The following is a 23,795-nucleotide window of genomic DNA, read 5'->3' as shown; positions in this document are numbered from 1 at the left end:
AACGTCCCGTCGCAGTCGTAGCCACCGCTACCCCTGTCCGCCGAGTGCATCTTGCGTCGCTGATCCAAAGCCCGCGAACGGCTCGGATAGAGTCACGGGCCATGACGATCAGCCAGGCAACCGGCGGGCGGGGGATGGCCGAATCCGGGCTTATCCCACAGCGATTCGCGAAGATCGACGGGGTAGGCCTGGCTCAGGGCATCGGCATGCTGGAAGCAGTGGTCGACGAGATTTACTGGTTGGACCGCTCACCCTTCCTTGCCGCATCCGCGCGCCCTGCTCTCCGTGCGGGACGGGGGCCTGAGCTGCACGCTGTTTCACCGTTTTCGCATTCCGACAAAGATGCTCCCGGGACTGCCGGGCGTGCGGTGTGCGTGGCATTCGCCCCCGAACATGGTCCGACGGCCATCGAATGGGCTGCGGCCAAAGCCTTGCCGTTGCTGGCGCCCGACCCGGCGGCGTCGGCATTCGCGGCGGACAAGCTCGACGCCCTGACCCTGTTCGCGCAAGCCGACATCGAAACGCCGGAATTCGTGCGGGTGCCGTCCGCCGACCGTGCCGGCGCGAGACAGTACTGGCCCGACGCCTGGGAGGCGGTGGTGGTCCAACGCCGCGAGAACAATCTGATCGGCAGGGGCACTCGTTTCGCGCGGAATCACGACGAGTTACAGGAGTGTCTCGATGCCTGGGCCGCAAGGGAATTGCGAGTGGGCCGGTACGTGGACGGCCCCTCGGTAACCGTCACCGCATGCGTCGCCGGAAACGCCACGATCGTGACGGCGGTGTCGCAGCAGCTGGTCGGCATCCCCGGCTTGACCACCGTCTGGGGCGCCCACTGCGGCAATCAGCTCATCGCCCCCGCCGATCTACCCGACGGCGCCTACGAAGCCATCCGCACGGCCGCGGCTCGGGTGGGTGATCAGCTTCGTCTGCGCGGATACCGCGGGGTCTTCGGCTTGGACATGGTACTGGATGGGAATCGGCCGTTGGCCATCGAGATCAATCCCCGATTCCAGACGGTCGTGTCGTTGGTGCAAGCAGCCGAGCAGCGCGCAGACCTGCTGCCGTGCCTCGGTCTGCATGTGCTCGCCTGTCTGCTGCCGGAGCTGCCGGTGCAGACCATCGTCGCACCGGTGCCAATGCTCGGCCAGCTGGTTGTGCACGCCGAGCGCGACAGGCGGCTGGGCGCACTGCCGGAATCTGGAACTTATCGGCTGGCAGGCGGTGCCCTCGTGTCAGCGGAAAACCGTTGCCTGGCAGACCTTCCAGCCGGTCACGCATTGCTGTGGGCGCAAGCCCAACCCGGGGTGGAGGTAGCCGAGGGAGACGAGCTCGTCTTGCTCCAGCTCGCTGAAGCTGCCGCCGGCCTGCAGGCGCATCCGCACCTCACCGCGGCCGGGTCCGACTGGGTGAGGGCCGTGTCAGCCTGCGTCGAAGCAGCGTCATGCTGACCCCGCCACCGCTGACCCTGCCGGTCGACCAGATGCGTGCGGCGGGCCGACGTGCGATCGAGTTGATCATCGAGCGCATGAGCGAAGGTGAGCTCGGGCCGGTACTCGTCCGCCGGTCTCGCGATGACCTCGAACAGAATTGGGATGAGCCGATCCCCGAACACGGCCAAGACCTGGTTGGGTTGTTGGAGCGGCTGGCCGGCGACGCTTTGCCGTCCGGTATGCATTCCGACCATCCGCGGTGCTTCGGCTTCGTGCCGACCTCCGGCAACTATCCGGCGGTACTCGCGGACGCGTTGGCGGCGGCCTTTTTGTCGGTCCCCGGGGCGTGGCTGGTCGGCTCCGGGCCCACCCAACTGGAGTTGGTCACGCTGCGTTGGCTGCGCGAACTCCTCGGTCTCGAACCATGTTTCGGCGGACTGTTCGTCTCCGGCGGCTCGATCGCCAACCTCACGGCATTGACCGCGGCGCGTGACAGCTTGCTCGGCGGCGATCTCAGTACAGCGCGCGCCTACTGCTCGACCCAAGCCCATCCCTCGATCGCCCGCGCCCTGCACATCGTCGGCCTGCAACGTGACCAACTCGTGGTCCTGCCGCCTGATGACCGGCTCCGCCTGGACCCGGCGCGAGTGGCCGAGCGTATCGGTTCCGACCGCGCTGCTGGATGGCATCCATTCCTGGTCGTCGCCACGATCGGCACCACCAGTACCGGCGCCGTGGATCCGATCGAGGAACTCGCCGACGTATGCGGTCGTGAAGGGATGTGGCTGCACGCCGACGGCGCGTTGGGTGCGGCGGCCGCCGCCACCGCCCGCGGTCGCCGCACCCTGGCGGGTCTCAATCGTGTTGATTCGCTTACCTTGGACCCCCATAAGTGGCTCTTCCAGCCCTATGAACTCGGATGTGTCCTACTTCGGCAGCCCGAGCGGTTGACGGAAACCTTCGCGATGGCCCGGCACTTCCTCGACAGTGGCTACCTCGCGGTCGCCGAATCCGATGGCAGGGAACCGAATCTGTCCGACTACGGCCCGCAGCAGACCCGCGGTCTGCGTGCGCTCAAACTGTGGTTGTCGCTGAAAACCTTTGGCGCGAACGCCTTCCGCGACGCCGTCGACCAAGGAATTGCTCTGGCCGAGCACGCGGCCACACGCATCGGCAACCACCCTGACCTCGAACCGGCCAGCGAGCCGGGGCTGGGGATCGTCACTTTCCGATATCGCCCGCCCGGTGTGGCGCCGGGCGCAGGACTCGACTCCTTCCAAGCCGAGCTGGCCCGCACCGTGCTGGACGGCGGATTCGCCATGATCACCACCACGGCGGTGCGCGGCGAGACCGTCCTGCGGATGTGCACCATCAATCCGCGAACGAGCGTCCGGCACATCGACAACACCCTCGATCACATCGTTGAGTGCGGCCGAGTTCTCGCCGCTCGTACTTGAACGTTCGGCAGCAAACGACATGCCGCATTGACATCGCGAGCCGGGCGCATACGCGTCGGCATTACGATGTTTCGACTTGCGGCGTAGGCGGTTCGGTCGGCTGGCCAGTACTCACTACCCGCGTGGCGGGTCTCGTCCAGCAGGTCGGCGAGCATCGGATCCGCCACCGCCCCTGGATATGCCGCCCCGCGCTGTCGTGAACCAACTACGACGAACTGGACGTGTCGATCGGTCCAGCGCCGTTCACCATTCGGCCGATCTGTCGGGCCAGGTCGTCGGGGTCGGCGAGTAGTTGTTTCGCCGGTGTCAGCCAACATCGCGCGAGCAGGTCGTATCCGATCCGTCCGATCTCGGCATGTCGAGGCCATTGCGCACTGGTCCACGGCGGTTCATCGCGATAGGCCGCGACACCGCTGAGGTGGTTGCCGACGAGTTCGAATTGCAAATCGCGACGCCAACCGACCATTGGGTTTTGTGTGTCGGGACACGCACTCGACCCTTTTGCTCTAGCGTTGGCAAAGTTGCTGCCGAGAGGGGTTGTCGATGCGTACGGGGATGCTGGAGCTGGTGCAGTTGCGCGCGCTCGTCGAGGCGGGGGAGATCGACACGGTGCTGGTAGCAATGACCGATATGCAGGGCCGTTTACAGGGAAAGCGGTGTGCTGCCAGGTTTTTTCTGGACGAGGTGATCGGGCATGCCACCGAGGCGTGCAACTATCTGCTCGCGGTCGATGTCGATATGGCCACGGTCGACGGGTACGCGATCTCTTCTTGGGAAACCGGTTATGGCGACTTCGTGCTGCGGCCGGATCTGAGTACCCTGCGGCTGGTGCCGTGGCAGCCGGGAACCGCGCTGGTGCTGTGTGATGTGGAGCACGTGGAACCGGCGCACACGCCGGTGACAGTTTCGCCACGGCAGATATTGCGGGCGCAATTGGCGCGGCTCGCCGAGCGCGGACTGCGGGCTTATGTCGGGACCGAACTCGAGTTCCTGGTCTTCGACGACAGCTATGAGGACGCGTGGAATTCCGGCTATCGCGATCTGCGGCCCGCGAACCAGTACAACGTCGACTATTCGATGCTCGGGACCGCACGCATCGAACCGCTGCTGCGCCGTATTCGCAATGAAATGGCCGGTGCGGGACTGTATGTCGAATCAGCGAAGGGGGAATGCAATCCAGGACAGCACGAAATCGCCTTCCGCTATGACGAGGCGCTGGTGACCTGCGACAACCACAGCATCTACAAGAATGGCGCCAAGGAAATCGCCGCCCAGGAGGGGCGCAGTCTCAGTTTCATGGCGAAATACAATGAGCGCGAGGGTAATTCGTGCCATATACATATCAGCCTGCGCGGTGATTCGGGCGCGGCGGTGTTCGCGGGCGACGGTGCACACGGCACGTCGGCGCTCATGCGGCATTTCCTCGCCGGACAACTGGATTGCCTGCGCGAATTCACCTATCTGCTCGCACCGAATATCAACTCCTACAAGCGATTCGTGCCAGGAAGCTTCGCCCCGACCGCACTGGCCTGGGGACGCGACAACCGGACCTGTGCGCTGCGCGTGGTGGGTGAGGATCTGTCCCTGCGGATGGAGAATCGGATTCCGGGCGGCGATGTGAATCCGTATCTGGCCGTCGCCGCGACCATTGCCGCCGGATTGCACGGTATCGAGCACGCGCTCCCGCTCGAGCCGGAATTCCATGGCAATGCCTACCGGTCCCAGCGCCCGCGAGTGCCGCGTACGCTGCGGGAAGCGGCGCAATTGTTCGGCGAGAGCAAGGTGGCACGAACAGCGTTCGGCGACGACGTGGTCGACCATTACCGGAATGCGGCACAGGTCGAGCTGGACGCCTTCGACGCCGCGGTCACCGATTGGGAGCGAATCCGTGGTTTCGAACGGCTCTGAGCAGATCCGTCCGGTCATCGGCCTGCCGACCTACCTGGAACAGACCCGATTCGGCGCCTGGGATGTGCCGAGTGCGGTACTGCCGCACAATTACCTGCAGCTGGTCGAGCGCGCGGGCGGCATACCGGTGCTGTTGCCACCCACCGGCGTGGCGCGCGCGGAGCTGGTGGATCGGCTCGACGGGCTGGTGCTGACCGGCGGCGCCGATATCGATCCGGCCCGCTACGGTGCACCACCGGACGGCGCCCTCGGACCACTCCGAGCCGACCGCGACGATTCCGAATTCGAGCTGTTCGCCCTGGCGCGCGCGGCCGGTGTGCCGATTCTCGCGATCTGTCGCGGCATGCAACTGGTCAACGTCGCCTTCGGTGGCACGCTGATCCAGCATCTGCCGGATCAGCTCGGCCACGACGACCATTCCGGTACGCCGGGCGGCTTCCACCCGAACCGGGTCACGACCGTGCCCGACAGCCTGGTCGCCACGATCGCCGGGCCCGAGGTAAAGGTGAATTGCCACCATCACCAAGCAGTCGCCATCCTCGCCGACGGCCTGGTCGCGACCGCGCATGCGTCGGACGGCACGATCGAGGCGGCCGAGTCGCCGGACGGTCCGTTCCTGGTGGGTGTGCAGTGGCATCCGGAGGCGGATGCGACCGATACGCGGCTGATGCGAGCACTGGTCGAGGCGGCGGCCAACTATCGAAAGGAGCGGAATTCGTGATGACAACACAGGTGGTCAACCCGGCGACCGAGCAGGTCGTCACGACACTCGAGCTGGTGAGCGCGGCCGAGACCGATGCGGCCATCGAGCGGGCGCAGCGGGCCGGGGCCGATTGGCGCGCCGTCGCGCCGGGCGATCGGGCTAGACTGCTGCGTCGATTCGCCGACGTCGTCGACGCGAACATCGAGCAGCTGGCCCAGCTCGAGGTCACCAATGCCGGACACACCATCGGCAATGCGCGCTGGGAGGCGGGCAATGTCCGCGATGTGCTGCATTTCGCCGCCGGGATTCCGGAACGCCTGCTCGGCAACCAGATTCCGGTCGCGGGCGGGGTGGATATCACCTTCCACGAACCGCTCGGCGTGGTCGGGGTGATCGTGCCGTGGAACTTCCCGATGCCGATCGCGGCATGGGGATTCGGGCCTGCCCTTGCCGCCGGGAATACCGTGGTGCTCAAGCCTGCCGAGCTGACCCCGCTGACCGCTGTTCGGTTGGGTGAACTCGCGCTCGAAGCCGGTATGCCGGAAGGGGTTTTCCAGGTGTTGCCCGGCAAAGGGTCGGTGGTGGGTCAGCGGTTCGTGACCCATCCGGCTGTCCGGAAGGTGGTGTTCACCGGGTCCACCGAGGTGGGCAAGGAGATCATGGCCGGATGCGCGCGTCATGTGAAGCGGGTGACGCTCGAACTCGGTGGGAAGAGCGCGAATATCGTGTTCGCCGATGCCGATGTGGAGCGCGCGGCCGCGACCGCGCCCTACGGCGTTTTCGACAATGCTGGACAGGATTGCTGTGCGCGATCGCGAATTCTGGTGCAGCGCAGTGTTTTCGACAGATTCTTGGAATTGCTGGAACCGGCGGTTCGCGGGGTTCGGGTCGGTGATCCGGGCGATGAGTCCACCGAAATGGGGCCGCTTATTTCGGCCGCCCATCGCGTCCGCGTGGCATCGTTCATCGATCCGTCGACCAAGGTCGCCTTCACCGGCACACAGCCGCAGGGACCCGGATTCTGGTATCCGCCAACGGTTGTGCTTCCCGATACGCCATCGGATCGGGTGCTCACCGAGGAAGTGTTCGGGCCGGTGGTCGCGGTGGTGCCGTTCGAGGACGAGGCCGATGCCCTTCGCATTGCCAATGACACCGAATACGGCCTATCCGGCTCCATATGGACCAATGATGTGGGCCGGGCGCTGCGGGTGGCACGCGGTGTGGAGGCCGGGAACCTGTCGGTGAATTCGCATTCCTCGGTGCGGTATTGGACGCCGTTCGGTGGATTCAAACAGTCCGGTCTCGGACGCGAACTCGGACCCGATGCGGCACTTGCCTTTACCGAGACCAAGAACGTCTTCATCGCCACCTAGTTAAGGAGATGTGTTGCAGCGCTTACAGGATCGAGTCGCCGTCGTCACCGGTGGCGGAAGTGGTATCGGCTTGGCCACGGTGCGCCGATTCGCGGCTGAAGGCGCCAAGGTTGTCGTCGCCGATATCGATGCCGCCGCGGGCGAGGCCGCGGCCAGTGCCGTGGGCGGCTTGTTCGTCAAGGTGGACGTCACCGACGAGGCCCAGGTGGAGGCCATGTTCCAGACCGCCGTCGACACTTATGGCGGACTCGATATCGCCTTCAACAATGCCGGCATCTCACCGCCGGAAGACGATTCGATCCTGACCACCGGTATCGAAGCCTGGCGTCGGGTGCAGGAGGTCAATCTGACCTCGGTGTATCTGTGCAGCAAGTACGCCATCAATCACATGCTGGAACGGGGTAAGGGCTCGGTGATCAATACCGCGTCGTTCGTCGCGGTGCTGGGTGCGGCGACCTCGCAGATCTCCTACACCGCATCCAAGGGCGGTGTGCTCGCGATGAGCCGTGAACTCGGAGTGCAGTTCGCGCGCAATGGGATCCGGGTCAACGCGCTGTGCCCCGGACCGGTGAACACGCCGCTGCTGCAGGAACTGTTCGCGAAGGATCCGGAGCGCGCCGCGCGCCGTCTGGTACACATCCCCGTCGGGCGTTTCGCCGAGCCGGAGGAAATCGCGGCGGCCGTCGCATTTCTGGCCAGCGACGACGCCTCGTTCATCACCGCATCGCAGTTCCTGGTGGACGGTGGCATCTCCGGCGCGTACGTCACACCGTTGTAAAGGTACGGTTGATGCGGGCGGACCGCTGAGCAGCAAGCCAGGGTTCGCCATAGGTCGCCGATCAGAGGGAGGCTCGTGATATGAGTACGGAAGATGGGCGATCGCCCGGGCTGTTCAGCCACGACGCCTTGGCGACGGAGTCGTCGGTCCAAGCCGACACCAGCGGCGGCGACTTCCGCCCGGTGTTCAGCCGCAGTGACGGCAGCGCGCCCGGATCGTATCCACAAGTGGATCAAGGGAATTGAGTATGCGTAGCGCCGGATTCAATGCGGCGCTACGCCGAGAGCGATAGCAAGGGCATGGGTAACGTTACGGCGTTACCCTGCACATATGGTCGACGACGGACAGCTCCCGAGCGCACAATTATCGGGCACCGCCCGGGTGGAGGCATTCAGCGATGGCGTGATGGCCATCGCAATCACCCTGCTGATCCTCGAGATTCGGGTACCCGAGCACGAACCGGGCCACCTGCTCGAAGCCCTCGGCCACATTTGGCCGTCGTATGTGGCATATCTGGCTTCATTCCTGACCATCGGCATCATCTGGATGAACCACCACAGCTTCTTCGGCCGCCTGCGCCACCTCGACCACGTGATCCGGTGGTGGAACCTGATGCTGCTACTCGGTGTCTCCGTATTGCCGTTCCCCACCGGCCTTCTCGCCGAATACGTGGTGCACGGCGAACAACGCGACGCGGCCGCGGCCGCCGCCGTCTACGGCATAGCGGGCGTCGTGATGACCATCCCCTGGGCCCCGTTGTGGTGGCGCCTTGTCCATCACCCCGAACTCTTCGAACCCGGCTACGACGCCGCCTTCGCCCGCCGCGAAACCACCCGCGCCTACCCCGGCATCCTCATCTACGCCCTCTGCATAGCCATAGGTCTCCTCTGGCCCGTAGCCGCCCTCATCCTCTACCTGCTGACCGCCATCTTCTACGCCATCACCAGCCAAGGCTGGGGGAAGCAGTCCGCGCAGGACACCGAATAGGTTGCGGTCGGCGTGGGAGGGAACCGATCACCGTGCTGGTCGTCCAAGACCGTCGCGGCACGTGGAAGCTCGGCGGCGCGTCCGGCGTCGAATAAGCCGAGGACCGTCTTCAGGGAAGGTGCATCAGCTGCCCGGCGAGCGTGAACAGGCGGCGGCCGAGCCGTGTGACAGGGAGCCCCAGCGGAATGAGGAGCACTGTCACGCACAGCACCGCGCCGACGAGCCAGACCACGGCCGCGAGGATCCCGACTACCGTGCCGAGCACGGCCGTCACGATCCCCAACACCACACCGAGCAGGCCCTTTAGCAGTTGCATCATGACCTCCTGGTCCCATTCTGCGCTCTTTCGAGCGCGGTGCCGAGGTCGAGGTTGTCGGATTTGTCCGAGCCGCGATGGGCCGTTTCGTCGGGTATCGGCCGCCACCGATCGACGCGCGAGGCGACGACGAATCAGGCGGGTCCGTCTCGGCCGAACCACACGAGAGGGCCTACCACTACTGGCTGGCGTTGTGCCGGGTGGAGTTGGTAGTGACGCGCGAAGCGGGCGCCGTCGCCGTAGGCGCGGTGCGCGCCATTCCCGCCTGGAGTGATCTTTTACGAGGTACAAGCCCGCAGCATGCGCGCAGATCCACGTGCGTTGAGCCGTGGCGGTGCGCAGCCTGGCCCGGATGGGGTATGCGGCGGCTCGTGTGTACGGCGCGTGCTTAGACTGACGGGGGAGAAGGAAGGACCGCTGATGAAGCGAAATCTGAACTGCCCCTGCGGCGAACGGATCGTCGGGACGGATGAGGATGACCTGGTCGAGAAGACCAAGGCGCATCTGGCCGAGAACCACCCGGGGCACGACTATTCCCGGGACGAAATTCTGTTCATCGCTTACTGATCACCACACCCGGCTTTTCGTCACGCGAACACGCTCGTGACGAAAAGGCCGGCTGCGGTGGGTTATTTGGGGGAACCGAGGCGAGCACCGCCGTCCACCCGAACCACCACGCCGGTGGTGAAGGTGTTGTCGGTGAGGAATTCGATGGCCTTCGCGATATCGTCCGCGCTGCCGATCCGGCCGACCGGAGTCTGCGCCGCGATTCCGGCGAACACCTCGGCGCGGGCATCCTCGGGGACGAAGCTCCACCATTCGGTGTCGATCACACCCGGCGATACGGCATTCACGCGCACAGGTGCGAGTTCGACCGCGAGCACAGGGACGATGGCCTCGACACCGGCATTGACGGCGGCCAGTGCGGCGGTTGTCGGCATGGCGCCGCCCGCGGACGCGGCGGAGACCAGCGTGATCGATCCGTCCTGCGCGAGGTGCGGTAGCGCCGCCTGAATGGTGGCGACGTGCGGCACAAGTTTGCCGGAGACATGGGCTTGCAGATGGTCCAGACCCAGCTCGCGGAACGGGGTGGTGCCGGACGGTCCGGTCACGGTAACCACCACATGGTCGACCGGTCCGACCTCCGAAAACAGCTGTGCCAGTTCATTTTCGGCCCGCGCATCCACGACCTTGCCGGTGACCTGCGGGCCGAGGTCGGCAAGTGCCGCGGCGAGTCGTTCTTCGTTGCGTCCGGCGATGACGACCTGGGCGCCGTGTGCGGCGAGTCGGCGAGCGGTCGCCAGGCCGATTCCAGAGGTTCCGCCAACGATGACGACTTTGTTGCTCACGACTGCGCCTCGCTGGCGCTCGGCTCCGTCGTGCGCAACGCGCGCTGTGACATGGTTCGCTCGCTGACGCTCGCTCACAAGATCCTCCTGAAGTTCGAGTCACGATGATTTTCGAACCACCGTGCCTCGTTAATATATTCGAGGCACAGTGTCTTGTAAAGTGACGCGCATGACAGGAACCCGCGGTCGACCCCGCAGTGAGGACGCCAGGCGCGCCATCCTGCACACCGCGCTGCAGCTCTGCGAGCGGGACGGCTACCAAGACCTGACCATCAAGGCCATCGCGGACGGGGCGGGCGTCGGGCGACAGACGGTCTACCGCTGGTGGCCCGACAAGGCCTCCATCCTGATCGAGGCACTGATCGGATTGGCCGAAGAACATGCGGCACTGCGGGTTTCGGACGAATCGGTGGATGTGCTCGTCGCGGTCGAGCGCCTGCTCACGGCCACATTCGAACTCGCGCGGAAAGTGACGGGTCAGGCGCTGGTCGGTTTGATGGCCGACGCACAGCGCGATCCGGCCCTGTCCAAACGATTGCAGGACAGCGTGATCGGCCCGCGACGAGCGACACTACGTGAACTGTTCCAGCGCGGTATCGACGCCGGAACACTGACCCCGTCGGTCCCGCTGGATCTCGTCGTCGACTTCGTCTTCGGTGCGATGTGGTATCGACTGCTCAGTCACCACGCACCGGTGAACGCCGCGCTGGCGAAGGATGTCACGAGCAGTGTCGCGACCATGCTCGCGCCGTGAGATCCTTTGTAAATCCGCCCATGTGGGGTCGGTCCCCGCTGCGCCCGCTCTGCCTAAGCCGGCGCCGGACAACCATCGGGTGAGGCGCCCGGGAACCAGGCGGCCATGTGAATGCCACCATCCACCTCCGGGGCAGTGTCGGGTACGGCATCGATGACCCGATGAGCCCAGGTGACGGCGTCGATGCGAAGCTCATCACGCTGGTGTTGCCTGCCGCCCTCTTCGATCAGATCAAGCAGGCGCTGGCCATGTTCGGCGTGCGTCGGATGGTGGTGTGCCAGATCTACCGGGTGGACGACCGCGCCAGTCGAGTCGAACGCTATCGGGGTCAAGAGTTCGTCAGCGATGTCGATCCGGGGCTGCGCATCGAATTGCTTGCCAAGAACGACGATGTCGCCGATCTGGTCCGGTTGATCGATCGGATCGGTGAGAATGCCAGGCCGTCCGGAATTCAGATCTGGATGATCGACGCGCGCTCGTTGTGAATCGGCATCGCTCGCGCGGATGAGTGTCGGGTCATCCTGGCGAGGGAGGCGGGGTATCCGGGTGCGGGAGACACTGGATTTCTATGAGTTCTCTCAGCGGTTCGCATGGATGTCGGTGGCGGTGTTCGCAACACCCGCTGTCGGCTCGTTTCGGCGGCGAGACGCGCCCAGGAGTCACCCGCAGCGACGGGTGATAACGAACAGCATTCGTCGCGCTGAAAGACAACTGTGACCATGCTCACATTTGCCGCTGATCTCGCAGGTGGCGGCGGGCCGGTCACCGGCTCAGCGGGCCCGCCGCTTGTTTGCCCAGTTTGGAACGTGGGTACCGGTTAGTTCCGGGTCTGCACTCGGAAAATCCGGAGCGGGCCGGTCGAACGAATCGAGGCCCCTGACCGGGGTTGGTGAGGAGGCGCACGTGACGGATCGCGAATCGGAGAAGAAGACGCTACGCCGATCGGTCGCCGCCTCCGCGATGGGTAATGCCACCGAATGGTTCGACTACGGCGTCTATGCCGCGACCGCCACCTACCTCACCGACGCATTCTTTCCGGGTGAACTCGGCACCCTCGGCACCATGCTCGGCTTCGCGATCTCCTTCCTGCTGCGCCCGCTGGGCGGCATGGTCTGGGGACCGCTCGGTGACCGACTCGGCCGAAAAGCCGTGCTGGCCACCACAATTCTGTTGATGGCTGGTGCGACCGGATGCATCGGTCTGCTCCCGACCCATGCCCAGATCGGTTGGTTCGCACCGGTTCTGCTCATCTCCCTGCGCGTCGTGCAAGGGTTCTCGACCGGTGGCGAATATGGCGGCGCCGCGACATATCTGGCCGAATGCGCCAACGACCGCAGGCGCGGATTCCTCGGCAGTTTCCTGGAATTCGGCACCCTCGGCGGATTTGTCGGCGGCTCGGCAGTGGTGCTGCTGTGCCAGGTGATCTTCGGTTCGGATGCGATGCACGACTGGGGTTGGCGCCTGCCTTTCCTGTTCGCGGTGCCGCTGGGCCTGATCGGCTGGTACCTGCGCTCACATCTGGACGAGTCGCCGGTATTCACCGAGGTGGCCGATAAGCCGCACCCGCCGGGCGGCGTGTGGGAGGTGCTGACCACCTATCGCCGCGAAACCCTTACCCTGATCGGCTTGGTGGTCGCCCTGAACGTGGTGAACTACACCCTGCTCACCTATCAACCGACCTACCTGCAGAAAACCATCGGCGTCGGCGAGTCGACCACCACCGCCATGATGCTGATCGGGCAGTTCGCGATGATGATCGTGCTGCCGTTCTTCGGCAGGCTGTCGGACCGGGTGGGCCGCCGCCCGCTCTGGCTGGTCTCGCTGGTCGGACTCGCGGTGCTCGCGCTGCCCATGTACTGGTTGATGGGGCAGGGAACTGGGTGGGCCATCACCGGATTCGTCGTGCTCGGCCTGCTGTATGTGCCGCAGCTGGCGACCATCAGCTCGACCTTCCCGGCGATCTTCCCGACACATGTGCGCTATGCGGGTTTCGCCCTCGGCTACAACATCTCCACCGCCGCATTCGGCGGCACCGCTCCGCTGGTCAATGAGGCCGCGATCGAATCAACCGGCTGGTCGCTGTTCCCGGCCGCGTATATGGTCGGCGCCAGCCTGATCGGACTTGTCGCTTGGTCCTTCTTGCGCGAGACCGCTGGAACCTCGTTGCGCGGCACCGTGGTCCCCGATGCCCAGGAATTGAAGCCACCGATCGCGGCGCAGCCCGCCTGAACTCAGGGATCTGCTGAGCACACACCTGTGCGAGTAGTGTCGGCATTGCCGATGGATTGCTGAGTTCGCGCTCCGCGAGCCGGTAACCATAGGCAAACACCTATCGGATTGGAGACGCTCGTGCAGATCCAGGTCAACACCGGCAGCAATATCCACGGCGGCGCATCACTGGCCGAGCGTGTGGAATCGACGCTCTCTGCCACACTCGACCGCTTCAGTGAGCAGCTCACCCGACTCGAAGTCCACCTGACCGATCTGAACGCCGATAAAGGCGGGCCGGATGATAAGCAGTGCGTAGTGGAGGCTCGGATATCGGGTCAGCCACCGGTCGCCGTAACCCATCGCGCAGCCACCGTCGAAGAGGCTTACACCGGCGCCGCCGACGCCATGGCGAATCTCCTCGACAGTCGCTTCGGCCGCCTACACCACACAAAGGGTGGCGAAACCATCAGGCACTCGACCGCCAAATAACAACCGCCGAACCGCCGCCCGTTGCTGCGCACGAATTGTCCCGCCGCGCACGGATATCCGGGCAAAACCGTGCGTGGCGTGCTGAATCGTGCGCGGCATACATTATGGGTGGGGGACAGTTCAGTCGCCTTCGGGCGAGTCTTCCGGCCAGCTGTCTTCGATGATGAGGCGGCCGGATTGCATTGCCTGTGTGTACTGTTCGGCGACTGCGGCGGTGGGGTAGGTGGGCCAGTAGGAGATGGCGCCGGTGGGTTTGTCGATGACGCAGACCGAACCGCCGATGGTCGGGGGGAGTGGGGGTTTGTGTGGGTCGATACCCGGTGCTGGCGCGATGATGGCGACGACTGTGAAGCCCGCGTCGAATTCGGTGAGCAGGTTGATGATGCCGTCATCGGCGGGCAGGTAGTGGTCGGCGAGGCGTTGTGCCTCGGCGAGATCCACCGGTGTGTTCGCCTCGGTGGGGTAGGCATGGATGTCCATGCCTACGAACTTACGGCCAAAGGCCAACGGGCCATATTCATTCGAAGTGGACGGTGGCGATCATCCGGCGGGCCAGGGTTTCCGGATCGGAACTGTCCGCCGAATCCTGTAGTGCCCCGTCGCGCCACAGTGCCGCGAAGCCGTGGACCAGCGACCAGGCGGCGAGGCGAGTGGCTTGTTGCTGCTCGACGGTGCTGTCGGGCTGCATGACCGAGACTCCGGAACGCAGCGCCGTACCCGCCGCGGTGCGGGCGGCGACCAAGCGCTCGTCGTCGGCGTGCAGGAGCTCACGTCGGAACATCACATCGAAATGACCAGGATGTTCGCGGGCGAAGCGGGTGTAGGCGACCGCGACCTCGCGAAAGTCCGGTCCGGCCGCGGCCAGCTGTGCGGCGAGCAGGTCGAAACCCTCGATGGCGAGTGCGGTCAGTAGTCCGGCGCGATCACCGAAGTGGTGCGCGGGAGCCGCATGCGATACATCGGCGCGGCGTGCCAGCCCGCGCAGGGAAACCGCGTCGACGCCATCGGTCGCGATTTGGTCGGCGGCCGCGGCCAGGATGGTGGCCCGCAGATCGCCGTGGTGATAGCCGCTCTTCGCCATGTCTCGATGGTCACCGAAAATCTAGTCATTGACAAGTTCCCGCTCAAACGTAATCTAGTCACTGTCAAGATTAGGTGTTCGACCCACAGGAGACTCTGATGGCACCGCTGGTTGTACTCATCGTCATCGCCGGACTCGCTCGGTTCATCGGCTGGCTCGGCAACCTCGGTTGGCTCGACTCCTGGCCGCACGCCGCCGCACTCGGCCTGGCCGCGATGTTCGCCCTCACCTCGAGCGCGCACTTCGTCGAGCCGAAGCGCGGCGCACTGATCGCCATGGTTCCGCCGCGGTTGCCCAATCCGGCGGGCTGGGTGACCTTCACCGGCCTGCTCGAAATCGGCGGTGCGATCGGCCTTTTGATTCCGCCCGTCGCCAAACTCGCCGCCGTGGGCCTGATCCTGCTCCTGATCGTGATGTTCCCGGCGAATATCCGTGCGGCCCGGGCGGATATCGGCATCAAGACCATGCCGCTGCCGCTGCGCACCGTCGTACAGTTCATATTCCTCGGCGCAGCAGGACTCGTCCTATTCAGCTGATCCCAAAACACATGTCGGCATACCGAATTCGGGTGCCGACATTGTCGTGTCTGCCCACTGCTACGGCATCGGTCGGCTCGGCCGAGCCGCTCCGACCCGGAAATAGCGGCCCACCGCGACAGCTCCGATCTCGATACCAGCCAGCGGTAGTTTCCCGGTGTGGTTGGGGTCCGGCTCGCGGTGCGCGTCGGAGCGCGATAGCGCCGGTATTCTGCGACGGGCACGAGTTCCGCGGCCGAGAGGTATCGATGTCATCACTGATTCCCGCGACACTCGGCTGGCTGGTACTCGGCTACGTCGGCGTCATCACGCTGGGTCGGCTGATGTTGTTGCGGGACATGATCATCGATCAGCTCATCAATCGGATGCTGCTCTGGAGCATCGCCGCCCTGGTGTGCTACCGATGCGCCCAAGCGAGCGTCACCAGTCCGGTCTACCTCCTTGCACTGGGATGCGTGGTGATGACGACCATGCACCTATACGTCATAGCCCGATACATTCTCGCCGAGACCGAGTCGGCCGCGGTATGGCGGCGGCTGCGTCGGTGCGGTTTCGTCGCGGCGGCGGCCACCATCGTCATGCTGTTCGCCGGGATGATGGCACAGGACCACGGGCGAGCGGTCGATCTGAGCGCCCACGGTCCCGCGGCGATATTCGGAATCGCCTACGCCGCACCGCTTGCGGTCAATATGGTCGTCTTCCTGCTCTCGGGCATCCACGAGCTGCGCCTCGGCGACCTCAGCGCGAAGATGCAGGTGGTCTGCTGGATTCTCGGCAGCAGCGGCGGCTTCGTCCTGAGCGGTCAGGCGCTGTCCACCGCGCAGCTGCTGACGGGACGCCCCGACCTCGGTCCGCACTTGCCGCGCGGAGAACTGGATTTCGTGCTCTGCCTGACCCTCGACGTGACCCTGCTCGCGATCCCCTTGCTCAGCGCGCTGCTGACGCTCGCCGGTTGGGATCGCGACGGCCGAATCTGTCGCCGACTTCGACCGCTGTGGCGCGACCTCACCGGCGCGGTCCCGGAGATCGTGCTGCCCGCCGACGCACGCCACGGTGCGGATCCGGTCACCCGGCTCTTCCGCATGACCGTGGAAATCCGCGATGCACTGCTGCACCTCGGTTCCTACCTCCCCGCTGAGACCGCGCAGCCGCAGCATCAGTCCGAATCAGATTGGGAGATAACCGATTACGCATACCGATTGGCGCACGCGGTGCGCGCCAGAAAGGCAGGCGAACTTCCCGCCTCCGCCGGATCCAGCCCCCGGCAGCCCATGACCGCACACGATTTCGACGCCGAACTCCGGCATCTGCTCGGTCTCGCCCGCGTCTGGCGCGAGACCGCGGTGCGATGATCGGGTGCCGCGGAACACCCACGGCCATAGGCTGTATCCCATGACCTACAAGATCGTTTCTCGGCAGTTCGACCTCGATGTGGACGGCTCACCGCTGACCGGCTATCTGGCCCGTCCGGAAGGCGACGGCGCCTTTCCGGCCGTACTGGTCGGCGCCGAGCTGTGGGGACTCACCGAGGACGCGCGCCGGATTGTCGATCGGGTCGCCGAACTCGGCTTTGTGGCCTTCGTGGTGAACGTCTATCACCGCTCCGGTCCGGAAACGGTCGCGGGACTGGCCGAGACCGATGAGAACCGGACGCGCGCCTTCGGCCTGCTCGGCGAGCTCACCCGCGACGGTGTGGAGGCCGACTTCCGGGCCGCGATCACCTATGCCCGCGAGCACGGCGGCGCCACCGACAAGACCGGTGTGCTCGGCTTCAGCCTCGGCGGCCACCTTGCCTACTTCGCGGCCACTCGACTGGACCTGGATGCCGCGGCGATCTTCTACCCGGGCTGGCTGACCACCGCGGGCACCGCGTTGAGCAGGCCGGAGCCGTTGCTGGCCGCGACCGAGAACATCGCCAAGGGGGATGTCCGGCTGCTGCTGTTTTTCGCCGAACTCGATCATGTCATCGATGTCGAACAGCGTGAACAAGTCGAGGCGGCCTTGAATCAGGCCGGTGTGCGGCACGAGTCAGTGGTCTACCCGGGTGCGAAGCACGCCTTCTTCTTCCCTGGCCGGGAACCGTACGACGAAGCCGCCGCGCAGGATTCGTGGCAGCGCACCGCCGAGCTCTTTGCCACCGAATTGAGCTGAACCCGAACCGAATACGTCGAGAACCCGACCGGCCCTGTCTCCCCCTCCGAAGACAGGCCCGATCGGGCTGCAATAAATATTCCTCGGAGAGCTTGACAGGGCCTTAAAGGAGCCTTAATAGAGGCGCGTCAAGCGGATCAATGCCGCTTGGCACCGAGTTGGGCCAGGAATTGGGCATTGGTCGGAGCCTGACGCAGACCCTCCAGCAGCAGGTCGATGCTCTGCTGACCGTCCACCGCGGCGAGCGTGCGGCGCAACAGGTGCGTCGCCGCTAATTCGTCCGGGGTGAGCAGCAATTCGTCCTTGCGGGTGCTGGATTGTGCGATATCGATGGCCGGGAAGACTCGGCGGCTCGCGGTCGTGCGATCCAGTTTCAGCTCGGCATTTCCTGTGCCCTTGTACTCCTCGAAGATCACGGTGTCGGCCAGCGAACCGGTCTCCACGAGCGCGGTGGCGATAATGGTGAGCGAGCCGCCGTTCTCGAAATTGCGTGCGGCGCCGAGGAATTTCTTCGGCGACGCGAGCGCGGCGGCATCGACGCCGCCGGAGAGTACCCGCCCGGAGGACGGAGCGGCGTTGTTGTAGGCGCGGGCGAGGCGAGTCAGTGAGTCGAGCAGCACGACGACATCTCGGCCCATTTCGGCCAGCCGCTTGGCATGTTCGATGGCGAGTTCGGCGAGCGCGATCTGCTCACGCGGAGTTTGGTCGAAGGTGGCGGCGGCGACATCGGCGGCAACCGACCTGGCCAGATCCGTAACCTCCTCGGGCCGTTCGCCGACCAGTACGAGCATCAGTTCGCACTCCGGGTGGTTCTTCGCGATACCGTGCGCGATCGCTTGCAGCACAGAGGTTTTGCCCGCCTTGGGCGGTGCGACGACGAGTGCACGCTGACCTTTGCCGATGGGCATGACCAAGTCGGTGATCCGGGTGGTCATGGCATGCGGTTCGGTCTCCAGACGCAACCGCTCATTGGGATAGATGGGGACGAGATTCTCGAAATTGGGCCGTGCCGGTGGCCGCTTGGGGTCCTGTCCGTTGACCGATTCGATGCGGGTCAACGGGTCGAGTTTGCCGCTGTGCGCGGGTTCGGCGATGCCGACGATGAAATCGCCACGGCGCAAACCGAATTCGCGAATGAGTCGAGGTGGCACGTGCACGTCGTGCGGGCTGGGGAGGTAGCCGTCGACCCGGAGGGTGGCGGCGCGGTTGTCGGTGATATCGAGGATGCCACTGACGGATCGGACGGGGTGCGCAGCGGTCTCGGCCGCCGTATCCCCGTCTTGTGGTACGGGAAATGCGTTGTCTTTCATGGTTTTCCTTTGCGTGGGTACGGCGAGCGGCCGTATGAGGCAGCGGCGATCGGGGTCGCTGCGGTGAAATGCCCTCTAGGCTCCGGGAACGAGGTGGATTACCATCGTGGTGGGGGAGTTGAGAGATCTTGTGGGGGTCCGGCGCTGATCGGCCGGGATACCAACATCCACAAGGACAAGGCCGAGGGTACATCGTCGAACGGCTGTTGCGCAACGGTCACAGCCCGACTATGGCAACCGGAACAGGCCACATTTTCGTATCGGTAGCCGACCATGTGAACGGCTCGGCGGTGTGTCTCGTATCAGTCCATATCCGGCCAGACCGACGGAAGGTAGGAGCTGCAATGGCCGAGTTCGAACCGTTCTACCGGCAAGTCCAATCGCACTACGACGTCTCCGACGACTTCTACCGACTATTCCTCGACCCGTCGATGACCTACAGTTGCGCCTACTTCGAGCGTGACGATATGACCCTCGAACAGGCCCAACTCGCCAAGATCGATCTCGCGCTCGGCAAATTGGATCTGCGGCCCGGGATGACCCTGCTCGATATCGGATGCGGTTGGGGTGCGACGATGTTCCGTGCGGTCGAGCGCTACGGGGTGAAGGTCGTCGGACTCACCTTGAGCCGCAATCAGTACGAGCACGTCCGCTCGCAGATCGATCGGCGCGGTGTGGCAGGCGTCGAGATTCGGCTGCAGGGCTGGGAGGAGTTCGACGGGGGTGCGGACCGGATTGTCAGCATCGGTGCGTTCGAACATTTCCGCCGCGAGCGGTACCCGGCATTCTTCGAATGCTGCAGCCACATGCTCCCGCCCGACGGCCGGATGCTGCTGCATACGATCATCGGCCATACCCTCAACGACCTGCGTCGCATGAATATTCCGGTGACCCGGGAGGCCGCGCTTTTCCACATCTTCGTGAAGCGCGAGATCTTCCCCGGCGGACAGTTGCCCCAGCCCGCCGAGGTCACTCGCTTGGCCGGGCAGGCCGGACTCGGCACCGAACAGATCCAGCCGCTGCGCCTGCATTACGCGCGCACGCTGGATCAGTGGGCCGACGCGCTGGTGGACCATCACGATGAGGCGGTGCGGATCGCCTCGGAGGAGGTCTATGCCAGATACCTCGAGTACCTCACCGGATGTGCCCAGTACTTCCGCAGCGGGCACCTCGATGTCATGCAGTTCACAATGGCGAAGTGAGCCTCGGGGCTCCGGCGGTGAAGTGAGCCTCGGGGCTCGGCGGTGAAGTGAGCCTGGGGCTCGGCGTCAGAGGACGGCCTGGGTCTGAGTCACCTTGGCGACGAGTTTGTCTGCGTCATCGTGGATTTCGGTTTCCACCACGATGAACGACCGTCCCGCGTGCAGCGGTCGCGCCGTCGCGGTCGCATAGCCGGAGCGCACGGCCCGCAGGAAATTCGTCTTGGACTCCACGGTCGTGGTGCCCTGCTTGCCTTCGGGCAGATTCAGGAACGCACACACCGCGGCGGTCCCATCGGCGAGCGACATCAGCACCCCACCGTGCATTACTCCGCCCAGCGTGCATAGTGATTCGTCCCATGCGATCCGACTGCGCACCAATGCGGCACCGTGTTCGAGCCCCTCGACTCCGAGGCGCTCGGTGAACGGCATGGACTGGTGAAAGAGCTTGGTGCCCACCTCATCGATCATGGAGTCAGCCTGCCTGATCGACCCGCCGCGCGTCGACTACTCCGGAGGTAATGAGCAGTACGAGCAGCACTGTCGCGCCGCCGCAGACCAGTACCGCCCCGGGTGAGGTCCGATCCACGATCAGTCCGCCGACCAGCGCACCGACACAGAAGGTCGCCTGGAATGAGGCGGTGAACAGCACCGACGCCACCTCGGGGGCATTGGGCTGCGCTACGGCGAACCAGGTCTGCAGTACCACCGGCACACCGCCGTATCCGATACCCCAGACGATGAGCAGTGCCACCGCACCGAACTCCCAGCGACCCAGCGTCGGCAGCAGTAGCATCGCGGCCGCCATCGCACTCGCCGCGAAGCCGAGCGCGAGGCGGGGACGACCGACCAGAGTGCCGCCGAGGAAGTTCCCGGCAATGCCCGCCACACCGTAGCTCAGCAGCAGCACCGTGATCGTGGCAGCGCTCACGTCGGTGACCTGCTCCAGGAACGGCGTGACGTAGGTGTAGCTGCCGAACTGCGCGATCACCACGAAAAACGTTGCGAGCAAAGCGGTTCGGACTTCCGCGCGGCCTAGACTGACGCGCAGTGCGGTCAGGCGAAGAACCTGCTCGGCGGGCAGCGCGGGCAATGCGCCCGCGAGCAGCACCAGCACCACCCCGGACACCACGCCCAAAACCACGAACGCGGCCCGCCAGCCCGCGATATTCCCGATGAAGGTGCCCACGGGCACGCCGAGCACCGAGCCGAGCGGGACGGAGGAGAAAATCACCGCCGTCGCCCGGTGCACCGACTCCGGCGGCACCAATCGTGCGGCGAGTCCGGCCGCGATCGACCAGTAGCCGCCGATGGTGATCCCGATCAGTACGCGCGAAGCCAGCACCACCCAGAACTCAGGCGCGCTCGCGGCCACCGCATTGGCGATCACCAGCAATAGCGTGCAGCCGCACAGCAGCAATCGGCGATCGATCCGGGCGGCCGCGACGGTCACCATGGGCGCGGCGATCGCGGCCAGCAGCCCGGGCAGGGTCATCATCAGCCCAGCCATGCCATCGGAGATCGTGAAATCGGCTCCAATCGAGGTCAGCAGGCCGATCGGCAGAATCTCGGTGGTCACGATCGAGAAGATGCCGAGCATGACCGCGACGACGGCGAGCCACCGGATCAGCGGCGGCCGGGAGACGGTGCTGGGGGAGGGCGCAAGGACTGTGGACATGTGCTCCAGTCCAGCAATCCCGCGCGCCGAGTTCTGGCGGGTTCCAGCCGCGAATGCCGCTGCGGTGCCAACTATTCGGCGCGAGTGCGATGCCCGGCGTGCGCCAGGAAGTCGACGGAGCCGATCGCTGTCGCGTCGACTGGCTTCAGCTCATGCGGGCAACGACCGCGCGCGGCAGATGTGGCAGCACCACATCGATGAGTCGCCACGGCCACCCCGGCACGCAGGCACGAATCCGCTCCCGCTCGATCGCCCGCACCATCGACGCCACACCCTTCGCCAGTGGCGCGACCATGCGCGCGTCACCGGCCTGCGCCGCCATATCGGTGGCGATGAAACCCGGCAGCAGCGTGGTCACCGCGATCGGTGAAGTCGCGAATTCGACCGTGAGTGCCTCACCGAGGGCGGCCAGGCCCGCCTTGCTCGCGGAGTAGGCCGCCTTCTTGCCCGGCAGGCCGCGCACCGCGCTCATCGAGGACACCAGCACCAGGTGCCCCGACTTCTGAGCGCGAAAGATCTCCAATGCCGCCTCGATCTGGGCGAGGGCACTCACGAAATTTGTGGTAGCCGTGGCGATATTGGCATCCGCGCGACCGGTACCGAGCCGCGCGCCCTTGCCGATACCCGCATTGACGATCACCCGATCCAATCCGCCGAGTTCATCGCGCAATTCCGCGAAAACCCGTTGGACGGCCGCATGATCATCGACGTCGAGCGCGCGGACCGCGACGGCAATCCCCGGGTGCGCGGCGGTGAGTTCCTCGCACAGGGCTTCGAGCGCGTCCAGGCGTCGGGCGCACAGGGCCAAGTTCCGGCCCTTTGCGGCGAAATCCCGCGCCATGGCCGCACCGAGTCCGGCGCTCGCGCCGGTGATCAGGATCTTGCTCCGCGTCATGATTGCGAACCATAGCGGTTACTGAACGCGAGTCAATATTGCCGCGGCGTTCGGCTCAGCCGCCGAATGAGCCGGTACTCGGTGGCAGCATGTGCCAAGCGCCGCAGTTCACGGTCTTGAACGCGACATCGGTCGGCGCGATCTCGGCGCGGACCGGACGGTTCCTGGTGAACTCGTTATTGATGATGTAGTGCTGATCGGTGTTATCGCCCTCGACCTTGCGCAGCCGCCGCCAGTCGCAGCCGACGGCCGGGTCAGAGGTGCCTTGGCCCTCCCAAACCCCGGGGAAGATATCGACGCCGACCAGATAGACACCGTCCTCGGTGATGGTGTTGCGGGGCTGGGCGGCCGCGGTGCCGGTGCCCAGCAGTGTCACGGTGGACGCCATCGCCCCCGCGATCACGAGCGTGCTTGCACGCATACTGCTGTCTCCTCGAAATTGTGCTCTGGCCGCCACTGGCGGCTGACCTGCGGAGATCCCCGTATCTCCGGGGCCAAGGTCTACCAGACCCAGTGGCCGATTTCGGTGGAATCGCCAGATTCTGCTGGGGCGTGATTCCACTCGACCGGATTTCGGCGATATCTCTTGTATGAGTGGTATTTGTCCGGTGGTCGATGTCGCGGGCAGGCGGTCGACTTGCGGGGTGGCATGTGCTGGGCTCTGTACCGACGACGGGCTCGCCGCCGTGCTAGCCGCGGATCGCGCGCTACTGCATTGGCGCGCCATGCGCGGACTCGGCGATTCCGGCATCGCCGAACACGCGGTCCAGGAGACGTTGCTGCGAGCCTGGCGCTCGTGCTCAGGGTTCGATGAACGCAAGGGCACGGTGCGCACCTGGCTGCTCGCGATCGAACGCAACGTCATGATCGATATCGCCCGTGCCCGCGCCGCCCGGCCCGCGGATACCGGCTGGGACGAGATCACCGAGCTCAGCGATGTCCGCTTCGCGAATCCGGACTTCGCCGAACGTCTCGTCGACGGTCTGCTCGTCGCCGATCTACTCGCCCGGCTGCCCGACTCGCAACGTGCGGCGGTGGTGGAGGTGATCCTGCGGGACCGGGCCTATCAAGAGGTGGCCGATGACTTCGGCGTTCCGGTCGGCACGGTCAAGACCCGGGTGCACTACGCCCTGCGGTCTCTGCGCCGTTTGCCGATAGGGGCCTGAGCCCGCATCCGGCTGGCAATC

At 65.2% G+C, this 23,795-nt stretch carries 27 protein-coding genes and 1 pseudogene; 18 read left to right on the top strand and 10 right to left on the bottom strand.

Annotation, left to right across the window (positions count from 1 at the left end):
• Nucleotides 1-101: 101 nt before the first annotated feature.
• Together ACQP2U_RS32780 and ACQP2U_RS32775 are read left to right on the top strand one after the other, a co-directional pair.
• On the top strand, nt 102-1,451 hold the full coding sequence (locus ACQP2U_RS32780; protein WP_433710998.1) for an ATP-grasp domain-containing protein: 1,350 nt from the start codon (nt 102-104) through the stop codon (nt 1,449-1,451).
• The gene (locus ACQP2U_RS32775) at nt 1,445-2,890 is read left to right on the top strand and encodes a pyridoxal phosphate-dependent decarboxylase family protein (RefSeq protein ID WP_433710997.1); all 1,446 of its coding nucleotides are present in this window, start codon (nt 1,445-1,447) and stop codon (nt 2,888-2,890) included. The genes ACQP2U_RS32780 and ACQP2U_RS32775 overlap by 7 nt, the downstream gene beginning before the upstream one ends.
• A gap of 205 nt (nt 2,891-3,095) precedes the next feature.
• Here the strand turns inward: ACQP2U_RS32775 and ACQP2U_RS32770 are convergent, their stop codons facing one another.
• Nucleotides 3,096-3,356 (bottom strand): hypothetical protein, encoded by a 261-nt coding sequence (locus ACQP2U_RS32770; protein ID WP_433710996.1) that lies wholly within the window; start codon nt 3,354-3,356, stop codon nt 3,096-3,098.
• A gap of 77 nt (nt 3,357-3,433) precedes the next feature.
• Between ACQP2U_RS32770 and ACQP2U_RS32765 the strand changes: the two genes are divergently transcribed.
• From ACQP2U_RS32765 to ACQP2U_RS32740, 6 genes are all read left to right on the top strand, one after another.
• A complete protein-coding gene (locus ACQP2U_RS32765; protein WP_433710995.1) occupies nt 3,434-4,798 on the top strand; it encodes a glutamine synthetase family protein in 1,365 nt (454 codons plus the stop codon).
• On the top strand, nt 4,779-5,519 hold the full coding sequence (locus ACQP2U_RS32760) for a gamma-glutamyl-gamma-aminobutyrate hydrolase family protein (protein WP_433710994.1): 741 nt from the start codon (nt 4,779-4,781) through the stop codon (nt 5,517-5,519). The genes ACQP2U_RS32765 and ACQP2U_RS32760 overlap by 20 nt, the downstream gene beginning before the upstream one ends.
• A complete protein-coding gene (locus tag ACQP2U_RS32755; RefSeq protein ID WP_433710993.1) occupies nt 5,516-6,874 on the top strand; it encodes an aldehyde dehydrogenase family protein in 1,359 nt (452 codons plus the stop codon). Before ACQP2U_RS32760 ends, ACQP2U_RS32755 begins: the two co-directional genes overlap by 4 nt.
• Nucleotides 6,875-6,884: 10 nt before the next feature.
• The gene (locus ACQP2U_RS32750; RefSeq protein WP_433710992.1) at nt 6,885-7,652 is read left to right on the top strand and encodes a 3-oxoacyl-ACP reductase; all 768 of its coding nucleotides are present in this window, start codon (nt 6,885-6,887) and stop codon (nt 7,650-7,652) included.
• A gap of 80 nt (nt 7,653-7,732) precedes the next feature.
• Nucleotides 7,733-7,897 carry a hypothetical protein gene (locus ACQP2U_RS32745; protein ID WP_397035320.1) on the top strand — a complete coding sequence of 55 codons (165 nt, stop codon included), beginning with the start codon at nt 7,733-7,735 and terminating at the stop codon, nt 7,895-7,897.
• Nucleotides 7,898-7,982: 85 nt separating this feature from the next.
• Nucleotides 7,983-8,639: a TMEM175 family protein gene (locus tag ACQP2U_RS32740; protein WP_397035319.1), complete on the top strand. Its 657-nt coding sequence runs from the start codon at nt 7,983-7,985 to the stop codon at nt 8,637-8,639.
• Nucleotides 8,640-8,748: 109 nt separating this feature from the next.
• Here the strand turns inward: ACQP2U_RS32740 and ACQP2U_RS32735 are convergent, their stop codons facing one another.
• Nucleotides 8,749-8,955: a hypothetical protein gene (locus ACQP2U_RS32735; RefSeq protein ID WP_433716654.1), complete on the bottom strand. Its 207-nt coding sequence runs from the start codon at nt 8,953-8,955 to the stop codon at nt 8,749-8,751.
• 420 nt (nt 8,956-9,375) lie between these two features.
• Here ACQP2U_RS32735 and ACQP2U_RS32730 point away from each other — a divergent pair, with 420 nt between their 5' ends.
• Nucleotides 9,376-9,522: a DUF1059 domain-containing protein gene (locus ACQP2U_RS32730; RefSeq protein ID WP_397035317.1), complete on the top strand. Its 147-nt coding sequence runs from the start codon at nt 9,376-9,378 to the stop codon at nt 9,520-9,522.
• A 62-nt stretch (nt 9,523-9,584) separates the two neighbouring features.
• Here ACQP2U_RS32730 and ACQP2U_RS32725 read toward each other — a convergent pair whose 3' ends face one another.
• A complete protein-coding gene (locus ACQP2U_RS32725; RefSeq protein ID WP_433710991.1) occupies nt 9,585-10,304 on the bottom strand; it encodes an SDR family oxidoreductase in 720 nt (239 codons plus the stop codon).
• A gap of 169 nt (nt 10,305-10,473) precedes the next feature.
• Between ACQP2U_RS32725 and ACQP2U_RS32720 the strand changes: the two genes are divergently transcribed.
• The 4 genes from ACQP2U_RS32720 to ACQP2U_RS32705 all read left to right on the top strand — a co-directional run bounded on the left by ACQP2U_RS32720 (nt 10,474) and on the right by ACQP2U_RS32705 (nt 13,758).
• The gene (locus ACQP2U_RS32720) at nt 10,474-11,058 is read left to right on the top strand and encodes a TetR/AcrR family transcriptional regulator (protein ID WP_433710990.1); all 585 of its coding nucleotides are present in this window, start codon (nt 10,474-10,476) and stop codon (nt 11,056-11,058) included.
• A 107-nt stretch (nt 11,059-11,165) separates the two neighbouring features.
• A complete protein-coding gene (locus tag ACQP2U_RS32715; RefSeq protein ID WP_397035314.1) occupies nt 11,166-11,543 on the top strand; it encodes a hypothetical protein in 378 nt (125 codons plus the stop codon).
• 475 nt (nt 11,544-12,018) lie between these two features.
• Nucleotides 12,019-13,287 carry an MFS transporter gene (locus ACQP2U_RS32710; protein WP_433716653.1) on the top strand — a complete coding sequence of 423 codons (1,269 nt, stop codon included), beginning with the start codon at nt 12,019-12,021 and terminating at the stop codon, nt 13,285-13,287.
• Nucleotides 13,288-13,407: 120 nt separating this feature from the next.
• A complete protein-coding gene (locus ACQP2U_RS32705; protein WP_397035313.1) occupies nt 13,408-13,758 on the top strand; it encodes an HPF/RaiA family ribosome-associated protein in 351 nt (116 codons plus the stop codon).
• A gap of 120 nt (nt 13,759-13,878) precedes the next feature.
• Here ACQP2U_RS32705 and ACQP2U_RS32700 read toward each other — a convergent pair whose 3' ends face one another.
• A complete protein-coding gene (locus ACQP2U_RS32700) occupies nt 13,879-14,238 on the bottom strand; it encodes a hypothetical protein (protein WP_433710989.1) in 360 nt (119 codons plus the stop codon).
• A 37-nt stretch (nt 14,239-14,275) separates the two neighbouring features.
• Nucleotides 14,276-14,839: a TetR/AcrR family transcriptional regulator gene (locus ACQP2U_RS32695; RefSeq protein WP_433710988.1), complete on the bottom strand. Its 564-nt coding sequence runs from the start codon at nt 14,837-14,839 to the stop codon at nt 14,276-14,278.
• Between the two features lie 98 nt (nt 14,840-14,937).
• Here ACQP2U_RS32695 and ACQP2U_RS32690 point away from each other — a divergent pair, with 98 nt between their 5' ends.
• The 3 genes from ACQP2U_RS32690 to ACQP2U_RS32680 all read left to right on the top strand — a co-directional run bounded on the left by ACQP2U_RS32690 (nt 14,938) and on the right by ACQP2U_RS32680 (nt 17,526).
• Entirely contained in the window at nt 14,938-15,375 is a 438-nt protein-coding gene (locus ACQP2U_RS32690) for a DoxX family protein (protein ID WP_433710987.1), read from the top strand.
• A gap of 248 nt (nt 15,376-15,623) precedes the next feature.
• Nucleotides 15,624-16,727 carry an MAB_1171c family putative transporter gene (locus ACQP2U_RS32685; protein ID WP_433710985.1) on the top strand — a complete coding sequence of 368 codons (1,104 nt, stop codon included), beginning with the start codon at nt 15,624-15,626 and terminating at the stop codon, nt 16,725-16,727.
• Nucleotides 16,728-16,767: 40 nt separating this feature from the next.
• Nucleotides 16,768-17,526, top strand: coding sequence for a dienelactone hydrolase family protein (locus tag ACQP2U_RS32680; protein WP_433710984.1), 759 nt, complete (start codon nt 16,768-16,770; stop codon nt 17,524-17,526).
• Nucleotides 17,527-17,663: 137 nt separating this feature from the next.
• Here ACQP2U_RS32680 and ACQP2U_RS32675 read toward each other — a convergent pair.
• Nucleotides 17,664-18,770 (bottom strand): annotated as a pseudogene (locus tag ACQP2U_RS32675) (transcription termination factor Rho, short form); the annotation flags it as partial.
• 410 nt (nt 18,771-19,180) lie between these two features.
• Here ACQP2U_RS32675 and ACQP2U_RS32670 point away from each other — a divergent pair.
• Nucleotides 19,181-20,038, top strand: a complete 858-nt coding sequence (locus ACQP2U_RS32670; RefSeq protein WP_433710983.1) for a cyclopropane mycolic acid synthase family methyltransferase — start codon at nt 19,181-19,183, stop codon at nt 20,036-20,038.
• Nucleotides 20,039-20,104: 66 nt separating this feature from the next.
• Here the strand turns inward: ACQP2U_RS32670 and ACQP2U_RS32665 are convergent, their stop codons facing one another.
• The 4 genes from ACQP2U_RS32665 to ACQP2U_RS32650 form a co-directional block, all read right to left on the bottom strand.
• Complete coding sequence (locus tag ACQP2U_RS32665; RefSeq protein ID WP_433710982.1) at nt 20,105-20,506, bottom strand: PaaI family thioesterase; 402 nt, start codon at nt 20,504-20,506, stop codon at nt 20,105-20,107.
• Nucleotides 20,507-20,510: 4 nt separating this feature from the next.
• Nucleotides 20,511-21,713, bottom strand: a complete 1,203-nt coding sequence (locus ACQP2U_RS32660) for an MFS transporter (protein WP_433710981.1) — start codon at nt 21,711-21,713, stop codon at nt 20,511-20,513.
• Between the two features lie 145 nt (nt 21,714-21,858).
• Complete coding sequence (locus tag ACQP2U_RS32655) at nt 21,859-22,608, bottom strand: SDR family oxidoreductase (protein WP_433710980.1); 750 nt, start codon at nt 22,606-22,608, stop codon at nt 21,859-21,861.
• A gap of 55 nt (nt 22,609-22,663) precedes the next feature.
• Entirely contained in the window at nt 22,664-23,029 is a 366-nt protein-coding gene (locus tag ACQP2U_RS32650; protein WP_397035305.1) for a hypothetical protein, read from the bottom strand.
• 169 nt (nt 23,030-23,198) lie between these two features.
• Here ACQP2U_RS32650 and ACQP2U_RS32645 point away from each other — a divergent pair, with 169 nt between their 5' ends.
• Nucleotides 23,199-23,774 carry a sigma-70 family RNA polymerase sigma factor gene (locus ACQP2U_RS32645; RefSeq protein ID WP_433710979.1) on the top strand — a complete coding sequence of 192 codons (576 nt, stop codon included), beginning with the start codon at nt 23,199-23,201 and terminating at the stop codon, nt 23,772-23,774.
• The last annotated feature ends 21 nt before the right edge of the window (nt 23,775-23,795 follow it).

The organism is Nocardia sp. CA-084685 (assembly GCF_050955785.1).
In the GTDB taxonomy this organism is placed as follows: domain Bacteria; phylum Actinomycetota; class Actinomycetes; order Mycobacteriales; family Mycobacteriaceae; genus Nocardia.
This window is presented reverse-complemented; position numbering and strand designations above follow the sequence as displayed.